This is a genomic window from Tamilnaduibacter salinus, from assembly GCF_003096655.1.
GTDB classification, from domain to species: Bacteria; Pseudomonadota; Gammaproteobacteria; order Pseudomonadales; family Oleiphilaceae; genus Tamilnaduibacter; species Tamilnaduibacter salinus.
Genome location: NZ_QEKQ01000001.1, coordinates 535,881 through 553,699, shown reverse-complemented (window position 1 = coordinate 553,699; position 17,819 = coordinate 535,881). Strand labels below are relative to the sequence as shown.

Genomic DNA, 17,819 nt, shown 5'->3' with positions numbered 1-17,819 from the left:
TCCGGGCGTATGGCCGCCGACGAACACGATCGTGAGCAGGCGCGGGCGCTTGAAAGCCTGCTGATGGACGCACTGCATACCATGCAGTCCATGGATCAGGCGGAGCAGCTTGGGGACGGCACCCTCCTGTCAGACACTGACAACGAGGCGGGGCGGGAGAGCGGCGACTCTCTGGTGGACAGACTCACCGATCTGACGGGGTCAGCCTTCCGATTTGCACAGCGCACCACCGGCACGTCCATCAAGGTCGGCCGGGCCCTGATGAGGTCCCAGGACCAGCTCAAGCGCATGGTCGCTGCGGGGGAGTCTCTCCGGGATATCCGTGAGGTGGCGGGACTGACGCTCAGTGAAATGAGCGACGCGCTGGACATGTCCGACAAGAGCCTGCTGGAAGCGGTGGAGAACGGAACGGCCACGCTCTCCTTCGAGCTTATTCTCCGGCTGGCCGCCCTGCTCGCCCGAAACGATCCCATCCCTTTCATTCTGCGTTATACGCGCACCTACAACCCGGAAGTCTGGCGACTGCTAAACGACTGGGGCGTTGGCCGGATCCCGCTGCAGTTTGAGCGTGAGCGGCAGTTCATCAACATTCTGCGTGGTCGCGATGACGCTCGGACCCTTTCGGACGAGGGGTTCGAGCAGGTCCTCGCATTCACACGGCAGAGTTTTGAAATGTCGCTCCACTTTGTTGCCGAGCAGGAAAACCGTGTGGCCAATGCCACTGCCGCCAACAGCGCACCCGACGACGGTCAGACGTAGGGAATCAGCGACTCGCCATACAGGTACAGATCGTCCAGCAGGTTGCGGTCACGCTGACTGAGATCGCCAGACTGCAGACGTTGCTGCAGATCGCTCATGTACCCTTCCAGTGAGCGCCAACCGCGCCCCGGCTTCATGAGGCGGACCTGACGGAACTGCTCCCAGCGTTCCTGCTCCTCCGGCGTCAGGCTCTGGGGGTAATTGCGGGCCCGGTACCGGAATAGCATTTCCGGCAGACGGGAATCCTCAAAATCCGGCGCTTCCTCCCCCAGAAATTCCGGTGGCTGGCGCAGCAGCTCGTCCAGCTTGCGCCGATCCCCGGGCGGAATGAAACCGCCACTGTAAAGCTGCTCGTCCGGATCACCCGGATCGTCGGCGGGCGTGTCCGTCGGCTGATACACCTCGGCGAGTGTCTCGGACAGCCCCGGTGCCTGACGCAGGACCTGAAGATGGTCGCGAAGCTCATCGCCATTGAGGGCCAACGCCTGCTGTCGCTCGTCCGAGAGCGTTTTCAGCATGGCTGCCGGCACCAGGACCGGACATTTGTTCAGATGCACCGTCTTCAGCGGGAACCGGGTCTGCCCCTCCGGCATGTCCTCATTGCGCGTAAACAGCCGCTCACGGATCGTCCCGACATCGGCGTTCACCAACTCGGTTGGGTCATGGCGCAGGTCGTAGACAATGACAGCGTTGCGGTTGACCGGATGCTGCGCCACGGGCGCGACAAGTGCGCAGCACCCCATGGCGGCCGAATACATGGACGACACGTGCAGAACCGGCTTGAAGGTCGACAGATCCAGCATGGCGCGGGCGGAGTGCTTGTCACGGTGCGACAGCACATACTCGTACAGCTTCGGCTGCCGGTCCCGGATCAGCTTTGCCAGCGCGATCGTGGCTTCCACATCCGACATCGCATCGTGGGCGGACCCATGGGCGATGTTATTGGCCTCGGTCAGCTCTTCGAGCCGGAAGCTGGGTGTGCCATCCACATGGGTGGGCCAGTTGATGCCCTCGGGACGCAGGGCGTGCGTCAGGCGCACCATGTCGATAATGTCCCAACGTGAGTTGCCATTCTGCCATTCGCGGGCGTAGGGATCCCGCAGGTTCCGGTACAGCGTGTGGCGCGTCACCTCATCATCGAATCGAAGGCTGTTGTAGCCCACGACGCAGGTGCCCGGCTGGCTGAATGCTTCATGAATCCGGCTGATGAACTCCGCTTCGGGTACCCCCTCCGAGCGAGCGGTCTGCGGCGTGATACCGGTGATCAGGCAGGCGCCCGGATCGGGCAGGTAGTCTTCCGTGGGCTGGCAGTAGAGAACCATCGGGTCTTCGATGATATTGAGGTCGGCGTCCGTGCGGACACCGGCAAACTGAGCCGGCCGGTCATGGACCGGATCGGCGCCGAACGTCTCGTAGTCGTGCCAGTAGAACGTGGTGGTCACAGCCTGTCATCCCGTCGCATCAAGAAAACAGGCAGTGTAACAAACGCGCCCGGCCGGTCGCGTCCGCTGTGTCTCAGAACAGTCCCTGCCCCCGGTCGATGTACTCGGTTCGCGCCCTTGGGACGCCATCCTGCAGGGTCTGCAAATCCAGCTGCATGGCCGTCGGCAGATTCAGGTGAACCCCGGGCTGAGCCGATACGGTTCCCTCCGGAGTTTGCCAGTCCAACGCCTGCTCCTGAAAGCCGATGAAGAAGTCGGTGGCAAACCCGACCGTGCCATCACCATTGGCGTCGCCAACATCGAGGGTCTTCAGGTTGGTCAGAGGCGCGCATTGCGTACCGGCGCTGCAATCCGTACCCGCCTCATCAATACCGACATGGGTGGCGCGATGGTTGGTGGCATTGGTCTGGCCATCAAACAGGGTCGCCGGCACGACGGTCCCGGAGTCATCCACCAGATCCAGTCCCAGCTGCCCGCTGAACTGATTGAGATCGCCGGAAAGCGTGCCCCGGGCCTGGTTGAACCCAACCCGGAAGCCCACAACCTCCCCGCTCTGCTCGGCCACTTCGAAATAAGGGTCTTTACCCACGAACGGGACGATCTCGTTAACAGCATAGGTCTGGCCATCCAACTGGACAGTCGATGCGTCCGTCGAGATATGACCCAACGACAGGTGCTCGACGGCGACATCTGAGCCATCGCCAGTATCACCGAGCGCCACGGAGTCCACATTGGTCTGGACCTCGGCGTCGAGCCCAAGCGTGACGCGGGTACGACGAGCCGCTTCGGTGCCCGTGACGTCCATGGCCACCATCGCCTGACCCCGAACCTCGCCCATTGCCTGGTCGGAGAGGGGGTCGAGATCCGCCAAAGCCGCCGGCACCAGGGCATACCCGTACAGGGCCGCCATCACCGGCCTGAGGCAGTGTCTGATCGTCATTGTAATTAGTGTCTCTGCTGTCCATTGAGCGGCCGGTCCAACAGTGGACCGGCCCCGGTTATCACGAGCCCTGATCAACCAATCAATGGTTTGTCCCGGTGACGCCGTCTCTTATTGTTTTTGTTCTGATGTTTTTGTTCTTGTCCGACGCGCTGATTGTTATTTTTTGTTACGCGCTGGCGTCAGCGACAACACTACGGCGTCAGCAGGGCAAGTGCCGTGACTCTTATCACATCAGGCCAAAACGGAGTCATTTCGGGACAAATGTCCGAAAAACAGGCGGGTATGGATTTGGTGAGGCGGGGCCGTGTGACCTCGCCCGGAGGGCGTTGACGGATTACTCCGGACTAGTGTCTCGTCTGGTTGATTCGCTGATTTACTACGTGCCTCTGACGGTTCTGGGCAAGGCGTCAGTCCGCACGCGGGGTCACTCCCCGTCAAGGGCTGACAACGTCGCTCCAGAGCCGTCAGCGGCGCGCCCTTCGGGAGCCCCTGAAAGGTCTGATAGCCGCGTTGCGATGACTCGATTTGGAACCACCAAACCGTCGCCATCGCGCCTTGCTCTCAGACCTTTCAGAGGCTCAGTAAGTCAGCGAATCAACCAGAGGAGACACTAGTGTCCCGGACCGGTCGTTTCGAAAGTGCGTTGAGGCTTTCTCTGTAAAGCGGAGCGCGCTCTTCTTCGTCAGTAATGCACAGCCCGGTGTCCCGAAGGCGGCCATCCTGCAGGTCGTAGATCCACCCGTGAATGGAGACAGGCTGCCCGCGCCGCCAGGCGTTACGAAGGGTCTCGGTCTGGCTCACGTGGCGGACCTGCTCGAGCACATTCAGTTCGCAGAGTCGATCAATCCGGTCCTGCTCGGAGTCAAGAGAATCGAGCAGCGGCTGATGCTGGTCGCGCACATCCTGAATGTGACGCAGCCAGTGACTGATCAGTCCAGGTGCGCTGTCGTCATACGCCGCTTTGACACCGCCACAGCCATAGTGGCCCACGACCATGATGTGCTTCACCTTGAGCACATCCACGGCGAACTGCAGAACCGACAGACAATTGATGTCCGTGTGGACTACCACATTCGCGATATTGCGGTGAACAAAGACTTCCCCTGGCATCAGGTCCACGATCTGATTTGCCGGCACCCGGCTGTCCGCACATCCGATCCAGAGGTAATCCGGTGTCTGCTGGGCAGAGAGGCGTTCGAAAAAACCGGGGTCCTCGGCCTTGATTCGCTCCGCCCACTCCCGGTTTCGCTTGAACAGTTCGTTTAGAATTCGCATGGTTTCCCGAAACCAGATGCCAGACACCGGCACTCCCGACAACCCGGAATAGTGCACGGACAGGCCGCCATTTAACGGCATTCCCCTTCCAGGCGCAAATGGCGGTCAATTGACCTCAAGCGGACTGTGAATCGTTGATTGGGCCAGATCCAGCAATTCCCGAAGTGCAACCGAAAACATCGCGTATTCCGGTTCCCGAGTGCCACGCAACTCTGTCAGCATCGAGTGCCAGCGATTGATCAGCGCCTGATGACCCGTCATCCATTCGTCCACAGCGGCGATGGGGTCCACACCACTGCTCTGTGCCAGCTGAAGCACACCGGTCGTCAGGGCACGCTGCTGCCAGTCCAGGTCCTCACGGAAGCTCTCTCGAGCCAGGGCCTCCCAATGCGAGTTCGGTTGCAGATCAGCCACCGCCCCGGCAAACCAGTTCAGTTCCAGCTTCTCACCCAGCAGGTAGTACAGATGGGCCACTTCCTTCAACGGAATGCCAGTGCTCTCATGCGCCTCAATGATGCCAAGCGCGGAATAGAGATGACCCGTTCCGGAAGCGACTCTTGCGAGATCCTCCGGCACATCCTTACTAACCAAATCATCATAGTGCTTCTGCCACTCCTGCCGGGACTGGTCCCCCAGGTAATCCGGCAGGTTGCGCATGATCTCGCCAATGGCTGTCGAGAAGCGTTCCATGTGCGAGTGGATGTTCAGCTCGCTGCGGCGATTGCGCAGCAGCCAGCGCACAGAGCGACGGATCAAACGGATCAGCTCACTCATCACCGTCATCTGCAGATTGGCCGGGACGATGTCGTCGAGCGCCTCAATCCGGTTCCACCAGTCATCCAGACCATACACCTCCCGTGCAATAATCCAGGCCAGGGCGATGGCCGGCGGTGTCGATCCAGTGGACTGGGCAAGACGCTCGACAAACGTGATACCCATGTGGTTGATCATGTCGTTCGCCACCTGAGTGGCAATGATTTCGCGGCGAAGCTGATGTTCGCCCAATTCCTTGCCGAAGCCCTTGGTGAGCGCCTCCGGGAACACCTTGTCCATTTCCGAGGCCAGCCCGGGCTCATCGGGGAGCTCACTGTCAATGAGCTGTTGCTTGAGATCGCCCTTGACGTAGGAAATCAGGACTGACAGCTCTGGACGGGTCAGCCCCTGCCGGTTGACCTTGCGCTCAGCCAGGGTTTCTTCATCTGGCAGGAATTCCAGCTCCCGGTTCAGCTTACCGGCCGACTCCATGCTTCCCATAAGCCGCCGGTATTCTTCGAGGCGGGTTATGGCCTCCATGTTCGCAATGCTGATGGCCTGGGCCTGACGGTAGTTGTTCTTCAGCACCAGGGCGGACACATCATCCGTCATTTTCTCCAGCATGACGTTGCGCTGCTTCTCGGTCAGATCCCCGGCTTCAACCACCCGGTTGAGCAGGATTTTCATGTTGACCTCGTGGTCGGAACAATCAACGCCACCAGAGTTATCAATGAAGTCCGTGTTCAGCCGGCCGCCGTTGAGCGCGAAATCGATGCGCCCAAGCTGGGTCATGCCGAGGTTACCGCCCTCACCGACAACCCGGCAGCGCAACTCGTTGCCATTGACCCGGATGCCATCATTGGCCTTGTCCCCCACATCACTGTGCGTCTCCTGCTTGCCCTTCACGTAGGTGCCGATACCGCCAAACCACAACAGGTCCGCTTTCGCCTTGAGGATGTGGTTGATGAGCATATTCGGCGGCACCCGGTCGGACTTGATGCGGAACAGCTTCTTCATTTCCTCGCTGACCGGAATCGATTTGGCACTGCGCTCGAAGACGCCACCGCCCTTGGAGATCAGCTCAGAATCATAGTCGGTCCACGCCGAGCGCGGCATCTCGAACAGCCGTTTGCGCTCCTTGAAGCTGCGGGCCGGATCCGGGTCCGGGTCCACGAAGATGTGCATGTGATTAAACGCGGCGATCAGGCGGGCATGCGGGGACTGCAACAGGCCGTTGCCAAACACGTCGCCGCCCATGTCGCCGATACCGATGACGGAGAAATCGTCCTGCTGGGGATTGATTCCCAGCTCCCTGAAATGGCGCTCCACGGACACCCAGGCGCCCTTGGCCGTAATGCCCATTTTTTTGTGGTCGTACCCGCGGCTGCCGCCGGAGGCAAACGCATCACCCAGCCAGAAGCCGTATTCCGAGGCCAGGCCATTGGCGATATCGGAGAAGGTGGCGGTGCCTTTGTCCGCCGCCACAACCAGGTAGTGGTCGTCGTCATCGTGACGCACTACCTGACGAGGCGGCTGAATGGCTTCCTCGACCAGGTTGTCGGTGATGTCCAGAAGCCCCCGGATAAAGGTCTTGTAGGCCTCAACGCCTGCTTTCTGGAACGCGTCGCGATCACCACCGTCTTCCGGAAGGTTCTTCGCGACGAAACCGCCCTTGGCTCCGACCGGTACAATCACGGCGTTCTTCACCTGCTGCGCCTTGACCAGCCCCAGAATCTCAGTCCGATAGTCTTCGAACCGATCGGACCAGCGCAGACCGCCCCGGGCGACCTTGCCACCGCGCAGGTGAACGCCCTCGACGTGCGGCGAGTACACGAAAATCTCAAACATCGGCAACGGCAGTGGCATGTCCGGGATCTGGTTGGGGAGCAGCTTGAAGCTGATGTAGGACTTGTCGTGCCCGGCATCATCACTCTGGAAGAAGTTGGTCCGCTGCGATGCTTTCATGAGGTCAAGGTAAAGCCGCAGCACCCGGTCCTCGCTGAGATTGGATACCTCATCCAGTCCGGCGTTGAACTCAATCTCTATCTTCTGCTGGGCCGCCTCACTCTTGGTGCGACTCTGGTTGCGCTCCGGGTTGAAACGCACATCAAAGAACTCCAGCAGCATGCGGGCCAGATCCACATGATGCACCAGCGTGTTGGAGATAAACCGTTGGCTGTTGGTGATCCGGATCTGCTGCATATAGCGGGCGTAGGAGCGCAGAAGAGCAATTTCCCGCCACGTCAGGTACGACGTCAGAACCAGTCGGTTGAAGCTGTCGTTCTCCGCCTGGCCGAACCAGACTCGACTGAACAGCTCCTCGAAAATTGGCCGGATGCGGTGAATGTCAACCTTCTCCCCATGGGCCGCCTGCAGTGAGAAATCATGGATCCAGACCGTCCGGTTGTGACGGTTCACCACCTCAAAGGGATGCTCACCGATGACCCGGAAACCCAGGTTGTCGAAGATCGGCATCACGTCCGACAACGGGAGCTGTTCATCCGGCGCGAAGAGCTTGAAATGAACGGTCTGCTCGTCTTCCTCCAGGGCCCGGTAGAAGCTCATGCCCAGGCCGCCGTTGTCGGTAACGTCGATAATGTGGTCCAGGTCGATGGCCGCCCGGCGCGGGGAGAACATATCCCGGTAACTGCCAGGAAACGAGTGCTGATAGAGCCGAAGCAACTCATTGCTGCGCTCTTCGCCATGCGCCTCATGCAATGCTTCGGCGAGCCCGTCACGCCAGGACTGGGCGAGCGCAATCACTTTGTCCTGGATTTCCGACACCGGGAGCTGTCGATTCTCCACTTGGGGCACCCGGATCGTGAACTGGACCCGAGCCAGCACGGACTCCGAAAAGTGCGTCACGAACTCGATGTCCTCCGCTTCGAGCCGGTCGCGAAGCACAGCCTCCACACGCAGCCGGAGCTCGGTGTTGTAGACGTCCCGGGGGAAAAAGGCGAGACAGGTGACGAATTGTCCGTACACATCCTCCCGCATGAACAGCCGGATCATTCGGCGTTCCTGGATATAGAGAATATCCAGCGCGACCTGGTAAAGCTCGTCTGTCTCAATCTGAAACAGCTCATCCCGGGGATAGACCACCAGGATCTGATCCAGCTCTTTACCCGAATAATCATCCTGAAGGAAACCGGTGCGGTCGATGACACTGGCCACTTTTCGTCGCAGCAGTGGAATTTCGTCCGGGCGCTGCTGGTAAACGCGGGAGGTGTAGAGGCCAAGAAAACGCCGCTCACCCGTGACCTCCCCTTTGGCATTGAATTTTTTCACCGCGATATAGTCGGGATAGGCCGGGCGGTGCACCCGTGACCGCTGGGCGGACTTGGCAAAAATGAACAGATCATCGGTGCGGGTCATTTCCGTGCGGGTGCGCTGAGGCAGATCGTTCAGCTTTACCTTGTGAGGGCGCTCGTTGTTGACCCGTAAAATCCCCAGCTCGGATTCAGGTACCTGGCGCACGGTCACACCCCCCCGGGTCTTCACGAAGTCGTACTCGTCGTACCCGAGGAAGGTGAAGTGGTCGTCCATCAACCACTTCAGAAAGTCGCGCGCCTCGGCGATGTCATCCTGAGCAATCTTGGCCTTGGAGTGGTCCAGTTCCTCAAGAATCGATGCCGCCCGATCCTTCATGGTGCTGAAATCGCTAACGGCGATCCGAACTTCGTGCAGCACCTCCTGCAGCTCATCTTCAATACTTGCCAGTTCCTTCGGGTCGCTGTGGCGATCGATCTCCAGCACGATCATGGCCTCAAACTGCGTATTCTTGCCTTTGCTGTCTCGGTCGAGCACGCGTTTGAGGTTGCCGCTGGCGTCCCGCTCCACCTGGAGAATGGAGTGGTACAGCGTATGAGTGCCAATTTCTCTCTGGTTAATCGCGATGCGAATGGAGTCAATCAGAAACGGGATGTTCGGATGCAGGATAAAAATGACCGAGTGGGTGGACTGCCAGCCGTCACTTTCCAGCTCGGGATTGAAAACCGACACTGGAATCTCGTCATCCGGGCGTTTCTGGAGAAACTGCCAGGCCGCAAGGACCGAACCATAGGTGTCTGAGAATCGTCGCGAGACCAACTCGTCCAGGGGCACGTGAGAAAAATGCTGCTCGGCGAACCGACCAATGCGATCGGCCTGTTTCTTATCCAGTTTTTCGGCGAATGCCTTGGCCAGCTCCTCGTAAAACTGTTCCTTGCTGGACACGGTCACTGCGTTCATGAGCGCCCCCTTCCCGGGTGAATGAATGGTAATAAACTCAGGTCGCCAAAGCCGGTCCCGAAACCGTCCCCGATAATGCGGGGCACAGATCACATCCGACTGAGTAAAGCATAGTCAATCCCTTGATTTTTGCCGGAAGGTTAAGGAACCTCAAACAGATTCACTCACCACGACGGGATCCCCATGTCACATCAGGCTAAATTCCAGGCGCTCCGCGACCAACTCTCCAAACGTATTATTGGACAGGAACGACTGGTGGACCGACTGCTGATGGCACTGCTGGCTGACGGCCACTTGCTCGTGGAGGGTGCCCCGGGTCTGGCCAAAACGAAGGCCATTAAAGCGCTTTCCGAGCACATCGACGGTGACTTCCACCGCATCCAGTTCACCCCGGATCTGCTCCCCTCCGACGTGACCGGCAGCGAGATCTATCGCGCGGAGACGGGTCACTTTGAATTTCAGAAAGGGCCGATCTTCCACAACCTGGTACTGGCGGATGAGGTCAACCGAGCCCCGGCCAAGGTTCAGTCGGCGCTGCTCGAGGCCATGGGTGAACGCCAGGTCAGCGTGGGTCTGAAAACCTTCCCGCTGGACCCCCTGTTTCTCGTCATGGCCACGCAGAACCCCATCGAACAGGAAGGCACGTATCCGCTGCCGGAAGCCCAACTCGACCGCTTCCTGTTCCATGTCCAGATCGACTATCCGGATGCCACCGCGGAGCGGGACATTCTTCGCCTGGCCCGTGAGGACTACCGTCAGGGCGAACCGGGCACGGAGCTGGTAATTACGCCCGAAAGTATTTTCCAGGCCCGCCAGGAGGTCGCCGGGCTTTACATGGCCGATGCCGTTGAGGATTACCTGGTTGCCCTGATCCTGGCAACGCGACATCCCGGCGAGATCGATCCGGACCTGACACGCTGGATCGCATACGGCGCCAGTCCTCGCGGCACGATTTCGCTGGATCGCTGTGCCCGTGCCCAGGCCTGGCTCGATGGTAGGGACTTCGTCAGTCCGGACGACGTGCGGGCGGTGGCCTTCGATGTGCTGCGCCATCGAGTTCTACCCACGTTCGAAGCCGAAGCCGAAGGGATTACGCCCGACCAGCTCATTCAGCGGCTGATCGACCGGGTTCCGGTGCCCGCCTGATCGTCATGACGGACAGCGCCCATCCCCTGACCCAGATCACACTCCCGGACCTGATCCGGCTTCAGGCCGACGCCCGGGCATTGCGTCTGCCCTCCTCCAGGGCCCGGGACAGCCGGCAGGCGGGGCTCAAGCGCTCAGCCCAGCGTGGACGCGGCATGGCGTTCGCCGAAGTGCGTCAGTACCAGCCGGGTGACGACATCCGCAACATCGATTGGCGCGTCACCGCCCGGCGACAGGAACCGCACACGAAGCTCTACGAGGAGGAGCGCGAACGCCCGCTACTGCTGATCTGTGACCAGGGCGACTCGCTCTACTTCGCCAGCGAAGGCGCTTTCAAACGGGTCCGGGTGGCGCAGTGTGCCAGCCTGCTGGCCTGGCTGGGCCTGTTTGCCGGGGACCAGGTGGGGGGCGTTGTCTTTACCAGCCAACGCATCGATGTCCTGCGTCCAGCACGCCGGCGGCGCTCGGTCCTCCATCTTCTCGACAGCCTGGTGCATCGGGAGGCCGAGCCTGTACAGACGCTGGCAAGTGGCAATTCCCGGCTGGACGATGCGCTGACCGAAACCGAACGCATTGCCCACACCGGCAGCCGCATCGTGATCATCAGCGATTTCATGGGCCTCAGCGATGCCACGCCTGGCCACATCACCCGGCTGGCGCGACATAATGACGTCACGGCGGTGCGAATCGTTGACCGCTTTGAACGGACATTGCCGCCTCCGGGACGCTATGCCGTCAGCGGCCCCGACGGCCCCATCTGGTTCGACAGTGCCAATCCGGCGTTCCGGGAGGCGTTTGAACAGCAGGTACGTGACCATGACGAGGCCATTGAACGCTGCTTCGGACGTGCTGCTGTGCCGGTGATTCAGGGTCAGACCGGCGACGATCCGACTGATATCATCCGGCGTCTCGGGTTTCGGGGACGATCATGAACCACCAGACAGAGCCATCAGGACCGTGAGCACAGCAACCGATCCACTCGCCGGCCTTCGTGACATCCACATGCCGGAGCCAGGCGGCTTCTGGCCGCCTGCGCCGGGCTGGTGGATACTGGCTGTGATTGTGGTCGTGGCGCTTGTCGCCCTGACCTGGCTGGTGCAACGCTGGATTGCCCGGGGACGCTGGCGCCGGCAGGCCCGTCGCGAGCTTGATGCGCTTCGCGCCTGTGCAGAAGCCGACAACCGCTGGTTCGCCGAACTCAACGCACTGCTCAAACGGGCGGCCCGTTCGCGTGATCCGTCACTGCACCCTGACGCACTGAGCGGCGACGACTGGGTTGAATTACTGCGCCAGACCGTGCCACAGCTGTCCGACGTGGAGGTCCGCGCACTGGTCCAGGCGGCCTGGCACCCGGCACCGGACATTACCCCCTCGCGAGCCGCTGCACTGGCCGATACGTGGTTGCGGAGAGCCTGATGCTGACGTTTGCCTATCCCTGGGTGCTTCCCCTGATCCTGGTGCCACTGTTAATGATGGTATGGCGACGCCGGAAACCCGCTACCATCAGCGCTCCAGCGCTGCCAACGGCTCACTGGCTCCAGAACCTGCCCGGCGTGAGCCGACACGGGCAGCCCACACCGGCCTGGCAGCAACTGCTGCTTTGGCTGATCTGGACGCTGTTGGTTCTGGGTCTGGCGCGCCCCCAATACGTTGACGAGCTGATCCAGCAACCGGTGACCGGCCGGGACCTGCTGCTGACCGTCGACATTTCTCCGAGCATGGAGGAGATGGACATGACCCTGAATGGTCGGTCGGTCAACCGGCTGCAGGCCGTCAAGGACGTCCTGGATGACTTCATCCTCAACCGCGAAGGGGATCGCCTCGGACTGGTTCTGTTCGGCAGTCGTCCCTATGTCCAGGCGCCATTGTCGTTCGACCACGACACCATCCGGACGCTGCTGAATGAGGCCAGGCTGGGCATGGCGGGACGGGCGACCGCCATTGGCGATGCCATCGGGCTGGGCGTCAAACGCCTGCGCAACCGGCCCCAGGAGCAGCGCGTGATGGTGCTGCTGACCGACGGCGCCAACACTGCGGGTGAAGTCGAACCGGAAAAGGCGGCCGACATCGCCGCCTCCGCCGGAGTCCGGATCTATACGGTGGGGATCGGTGCCGAACGCATGACCCAACAAGGCATCCTCGGGTCGCGCACCGTCAATCCATCCCGCGACCTCGACGAGGCACTGCTTCAGTCCATTGCCGGAAAAACCGGCGGACGCTACTTCCGGGCCCGGAACACCGGCGAACTGCAGTCCATCTACGACACAATCGACCAGCTTGAACCGGTCGAACTGGACGGACAGCACTACCGACCAGTGGACGACCTGTACGTCTGGCCGGTCGGTGGCGCGCTGGTCCTTTTCCTGGTGCTGCAGGCCGCCGCTGTCTCCCGAAAACGCTCACAGGAGGCTGCCCATGGCTGACCTGCACTTCCTGCGACCACTATGGCTGCTCCTCCTGCTGGTGCTGCCGCTGGTACCGCTGTGGGTGCGCTACGGCCGGCAGGGGCAGCATGGGTGGTCCGCCCTGATTCCATCGCCACTGCTTCGGGCACTGACAGACGACGGCGAAGCAGACGCTGCCGGGTTGCACCGTCGCGGCACGGGTGTGCTGGCCGCCACTCTGGTCGTACTGACCGCCGTTGCTCTCGCCGGCCCGAGCTGGCGACAGGCGCCGACGCCGCTGAAAACCAGCCAGGACAGCCTCGTCATCGTGCTGGACCTGTCGCTGTCCATGCTGGCGACCGACGAAGAACCGGATCGTCTGACGCGGGCCAAGCGTAAGATCCGGGACATCCTTTCCGCCCGCCAGGGCAGCCTCACGGGCCTGGTCGTCTATGCCGGCGATGCTCATGTGGTCACCCCCCTGACCGACGACCGCCAGACCATCGAGACGCTGATTGACGTACTCGACCCCACCATGATGCCCGCCAGTGGCAATCGGGCCGATCTGGGCGTGAAACGTGCCCTCGCCCTGATGGAACGCGGGGCGCCGGCCGAGGGCCGCATTCTTCTGATGGCGGACAATCTGAGGGAGGCGGATCAACAACGCATCCCCGGCATCCTGGAAGGCACTCCTTACGATCTGAGCACGCTCACGGTCGGCACCCGGGAGGGGAGCCCGATTCCACTCAAGGACCGTGGTTTCATCCGGGACCAGGGGAATGTGGTGATCAGCCGTGCGGACCCGGACGCCCTCGCCCGCGTCGCCCGGGCGACCGGCGGGAAATCGGCCCGCCTGGCGCTGAATAGTGAGGACATCAAGCGGTTGGCTCTCGGCGGTGACAGCGACGGGGACTGGCAGGAGACCGACCGGGGTCGCTCGATCGATCGCTGGCAGGACGACGGCTACTGGCTACTCTGGCCGCTGGGCATTCTTGCCCTGCTCGCCTGGCGCCGCGGCCTCGTGCTCGCACTGGTGATCGTGCTGGTGCCCGTAATGCCCCGGACCGGCCAGGCGCTGGACTGGGACGGGCTCTGGCAACGCGAGGATCAGCGCGCTGAACAGATGATCGAGTCCGATCCGGCCCGCGCTGCCAATCAGCTCACAGACCCGCAGTGGCGTGGCAGTGCACTCTATCGCAGTGGTGATTTCAAGTCCTCGGCCGAGGCGTTTTCGCAAAGCGACTCGGCGGATGCGGCCTACAACCTCGGCAATGCCCTGGCGCGACAGGGGCGCCTCAAGGCAGCATTGGACGCCTACCGGACGGCGCTGGAGCGTAACCCCAACCATACCGATGCAGCCCACAACCGGGATATCGTGCGGGAGGCGCTCAAGAAACGACAACAACAGAAACAACAGTCCGGAAATGGGCAACAGAAGCGGAACCGTCAACAGGAGTCCCGGACGGGCAGTCAGGACGGGCAGTCCGGGCAGAATCAACAGGGTGATCAGCAAAGAGACCAGAACGGTCAGTCCGGACAGAACCAGCAGGGACGTCAGGGCAACCCGTCAGAGTCATCGACCACGCCGGGCCAGGCTGATGACCAATCGCAACAGGCGCCTTCCAGCAAGGCAAGGCGCGATCAGCAGAACCCCGGAGGAGGACAGGGCAACGCGGCGCCACGACCCGGGGAGACCAGCGAACGGCCCCTGAGCCAGAGTGAGGAACAGTGGCTGCGGCGCATTCCCGATGACCCGTCGGGGCTGATGCGACGGAAGTTCCTGTATCAGTACCGCGAACGCAGCACACCACGCGACAGCAAGGGAGACACGCCATGGTAAGCAACACAGGACGCCTCACCGCCTGGCTGGGCCTTGCCTGGCTGTTGTTGTGCCTGCCGGCCCTCGCCGATGGCGCGTCCCTGGAAGCCCGGGTGGATCGCGATACCCTGTACGAGAACGAAACCCTGAAGCTGACGCTGACCGGCACCATGCCCTTCTCCATGGACATCAGCCAGCTTCTGAATCTGTCCGACATGGATCTCCCGGAGCCGGATATTACCGCGCTACAGGATAACTTCGAGATCATGGACCGCCACCAGAAGTACAGCCTGCGCACCGTTAATGGCGAGAGTGAGGCGACCATCACGTGGACCTATCAGCTCGCCCCCAAGCGCACCGGCACTCTCTCCATCCCGGCCCTCCCCTTCAAGGATGCCCAGTCCGATCCCCTGAGCATCACCGTGCAGTCCGGCAATGCGCCACCGCAGCAGGGGGAGGCGCCCAGCGCGATTCTGGAAGTGACGACCGACAAGGATGCCGTGTATGTTCAGGAACAGCTGGTGGTGACTCTCCGCCTCTATTATCGCGGCAATCTCATCCGCGGCGAACTCAGCGAACCGGAACTCGCCAACGTGCTCATGGAGAAAATGGGCAAGCAACGCGAGTATGAGCGCGTCCGCCACGGTGAGCGCTATCGGGTGGTGGAGCGTCGCTATGTCATCTACCCCCAGACCACCGACGCGATCACTCTCAGTGACATCCGCTTCCGGGGCCGGGTTCGCAACGCGGATCAGGGACTGCAGTTCCTGAGAGAGCGGGCGGACAAAGTGACCGTACCCGTCTCCGGCAAACCGGATGGGTTCAGCGGTCGGGTGTGGCTACCGGCAACCAGCCTGGAAATCTCACAACAATGGGACAATGCCCGTCAGACGGTCCAGGTCGGCGACAATATCGAGCGAACGGTGACAATTGACGCGCTGGGGCTACTGGGTTCAGCACTGCCACCGATTGAGCCGTCCTACCCCGAGGCGCTTCGCAGCTACCCGGAACAGCCGGATACGACCGCCGATGTCAACGACCGCACGGTGACCTCGAGCCGCACCGAAAAAACCACGCTGGTCGCCGTCGAGCCCGGCACCGTCCGCATTCCGGAGATCCGCATTCCATGGTGGGATACCGTCAATGACCGCCAGCGGGAAGCCGTGATCCCGGCCCGCACCATCACGATCAAAGCGGCGGACGATCAGGCGGCAGCGACCGCTCCGACAAGGGGCGACAGCGGAGGAGACCCCGCGCCATCCACGGAACAGCCCAGCTCCGAGCCACCGGCCAGCGAGCCGGGCAACCGTGAATCGGGAAGCGTCTGGTTCTGGATCGCCCTGGTTCTCGGCGCGCTCTGGTGCATGACACTGGCATTATGGTGGTGGCGCAACCGCGATCATACCGGGCCGGAGGCGCGCCCGGCACGCCCCGATGACGAGCGGGCCCTATTCCGGGAACTGCTGGCACACGCCCGACGGGGCGATGGGAATACTCTACAGCTACTACCCGCCTGGGCCTGTGTGCGCTTTGGTCGTGACGACCTGCACTCGGTAAGCGACCTGCTGGCCGTGCACGACGACCCAAGCCTTGAGCATGCCATCCGTCAGCTACAGGAGCATCTGTACAGCGAGCGGGTTGATGCGGGCTGGTCTCCGGAGCCTCTGGTGGATGCCCTGCGCCGTCTCAGGGAGACGGCGCCCTCACAGGAGGACAGTGACGACAGTCTGCCCCCGCTTTACCCACAACGGCTGGGAAACCTCTGATCAGGGAATGACCCGATCGATGGTCAACGCCAGCGGCTGGCCCTGATAGTCGGAGAGTGTCACCGGCTGCAACAGCTGCCCCTGCCAGTCGCCGGACTGCGGTTGAACCTCGCCACTGCGTGACAACCGGGCGGTCACCATCACCCGGTCGGCATCCGAGAGGCTTCGCGACTCCGTCATCGCCATGCTGTCGTCCAGACGGATGGTCGTCGGCAACTGGGACGCCTTCAACCGTGCGGCCGCCAGTGGCATGGGGGCCCCGCCGGCCGCTTTTGCAAAGACGAACAGTGCTGTCTCCGGAGGCACTTCACCCTGGAGACGGTCGGCCAGAGAGACCCGCACGGTCACGAACGCGCCGCCGTCGTCGGCCATCGCCGAGCGGACCGATTCCGGGACCGGCTCCCCAAGCCGTCGGTACGCTTCCGCCACGCCGTCGCGGATCGAGGCGACCCGAGGATGATCCGGCGCCACCTCAAGAATCCGCTCCCAATACCCCAGCGCCTCGCGGTAGGCTTCCTGACTGAAGGCATGAACGCCCAGGACACCCAGCGCATTCACTTCATCGGGGTTGCGTTCCCGGGCCTTTTTGATGGCGCTTTGAACGCGATCGCTCAGGGTTCCCCGGCTCACGAAATACTCCGCCTGCGCCGCCAGCCCCCAGGCGGTCGCCGCCCGCTCGGTCCCGTCCTGAACATGCCCGGCCAACTGACGGAACGCCCAGGCGGCGTCCTGGTATCGTTCCAGCGTCATATAGGTCCGGCCCAGCATGGCCCAGCCCCGCGGATTGTCCGGGCTGTCCGTGAGTCGATCGCGCAGTTGGCCGGCCAGATCGGTCATTCGCTGAACCCGATTGCCGCCACTATCATCCATCGCCTGCATGGTGCGGTACTGCTCCAGGTCCGACAGTGCGCCCCAGTCCTGGTACAGCCCGATCGACACCGCCGGGATGAGAATCAGAGCCACCAACCCAACGACTACTGCCGGGCGTCGACCCGCATCATGGCGGGGCGCTGCGTTCTCGCCCACATCATCAAGGAGCGACCCGGCCAGCTCGTCCTTCATCTGCTGCCAGGTTGCGCCATCGATCCGGCCTGCGTGGTAATCCTCATCCAGTTCCATCAACCGGCTGCGATACGCCGCCAGATTCTGCTCCCGCGTCGAGGTTCCGTCCTGAGTGGGGCGTTTGTAGAACATCACAGGCGCGAGCACGAACACCAGCGCCAGGCCGATCATTGCGGTCAGTCCAATCCAGAATTCAGTGGTCATTCAGTATCCGTCTCAATAAAACGTGTCGACGTCGCC

Annotated in this window: 12 protein-coding genes; 7 read left to right on the top strand and 5 right to left on the bottom strand. The window is 61.9% G+C overall.

Annotation, left to right across the window (positions count from 1 at the left end; genetic code table 11):
* Positions 1-9 precede the first annotated feature (9 nt).
* Positions 10-759: a helix-turn-helix domain-containing protein gene (locus C8D92_RS02550; protein ID WP_116918326.1), complete on the top strand. Its 750-nt coding sequence runs from the start codon at positions 10-12 to the stop codon at positions 757-759.
* Here the strand turns inward: C8D92_RS02550 and sbcB are convergent.
* From sbcB to C8D92_RS02530, 4 genes are all read right to left on the bottom strand, one after another.
* Positions 750-2,201: an exodeoxyribonuclease I gene (gene sbcB, locus C8D92_RS02545; RefSeq protein ID WP_116918325.1), complete on the bottom strand. Its 1,452-nt coding sequence runs from the start codon at positions 2,199-2,201 to the stop codon at positions 750-752. The genes C8D92_RS02550 and sbcB overlap by 10 nt on opposite strands.
* 73 nt (positions 2,202-2,274) lie before the next feature.
* Complete coding sequence (locus tag C8D92_RS02540; protein WP_243402325.1) at positions 2,275-3,141, bottom strand: hypothetical protein; 867 nt, start codon at positions 3,139-3,141, stop codon at positions 2,275-2,277.
* 597 nt (positions 3,142-3,738) lie between these two features.
* Positions 3,739-4,419, bottom strand: a complete 681-nt coding sequence (gene can, locus C8D92_RS02535) for a carbonate dehydratase (RefSeq protein WP_116918346.1) — start codon at positions 4,417-4,419, stop codon at positions 3,739-3,741.
* Between the two features lie 105 nt (positions 4,420-4,524).
* A complete protein-coding gene (locus C8D92_RS02530) occupies positions 4,525-9,402 on the bottom strand; it encodes an NAD-glutamate dehydrogenase (protein ID WP_116918324.1) in 4,878 nt (1,625 codons plus the stop codon).
* A gap of 183 nt (positions 9,403-9,585) precedes the next feature.
* On the opposite strand from C8D92_RS02530, the gene C8D92_RS02525 reads away from it, so the two are divergent.
* From C8D92_RS02525 to C8D92_RS02500, 6 genes are read left to right on the top strand one after another with little or no spacing between them, the layout of a single operon-like run.
* Complete coding sequence (locus C8D92_RS02525) at positions 9,586-10,548, top strand: AAA family ATPase (RefSeq protein WP_116918323.1); 963 nt, start codon at positions 9,586-9,588, stop codon at positions 10,546-10,548.
* A gap of 5 nt (positions 10,549-10,553) precedes the next feature.
* Positions 10,554-11,480, top strand: coding sequence for a DUF58 domain-containing protein (locus C8D92_RS02520; protein ID WP_116918322.1), 927 nt, complete (start codon positions 10,554-10,556; stop codon positions 11,478-11,480).
* Between the two features lie 25 nt (positions 11,481-11,505).
* Positions 11,506-11,964 (top strand): DUF4381 domain-containing protein, encoded by a 459-nt coding sequence (locus C8D92_RS02515; RefSeq protein ID WP_243402324.1) that lies wholly within the window; start codon positions 11,506-11,508, stop codon positions 11,962-11,964.
* Positions 11,964-12,971: a vWA domain-containing protein gene (locus C8D92_RS02510; RefSeq protein WP_116918321.1), complete on the top strand. Its 1,008-nt coding sequence runs from the start codon at positions 11,964-11,966 to the stop codon at positions 12,969-12,971. The genes C8D92_RS02515 and C8D92_RS02510 overlap by 1 nt, the downstream gene beginning before the upstream one ends.
* Complete coding sequence (locus C8D92_RS02505) at positions 12,964-14,772, top strand: VWA domain-containing protein (RefSeq protein ID WP_116918320.1); 1,809 nt, start codon at positions 12,964-12,966, stop codon at positions 14,770-14,772. The genes C8D92_RS02510 and C8D92_RS02505 overlap by 8 nt, the downstream gene beginning before the upstream one ends.
* Entirely contained in the window at positions 14,766-16,517 is a 1,752-nt protein-coding gene (locus tag C8D92_RS02500; RefSeq protein WP_116918319.1) for a BatD family protein, read from the top strand. The genes C8D92_RS02505 and C8D92_RS02500 overlap by 7 nt, the downstream gene beginning before the upstream one ends.
* Here C8D92_RS02500 and ccmI read toward each other — a convergent pair whose 3' ends face one another.
* Entirely contained in the window at positions 16,518-17,783 is a 1,266-nt protein-coding gene (gene ccmI, locus C8D92_RS02495) for a c-type cytochrome biogenesis protein CcmI (protein ID WP_116918318.1), read from the bottom strand.
* Positions 17,784-17,819 lie beyond the last annotated feature (36 nt).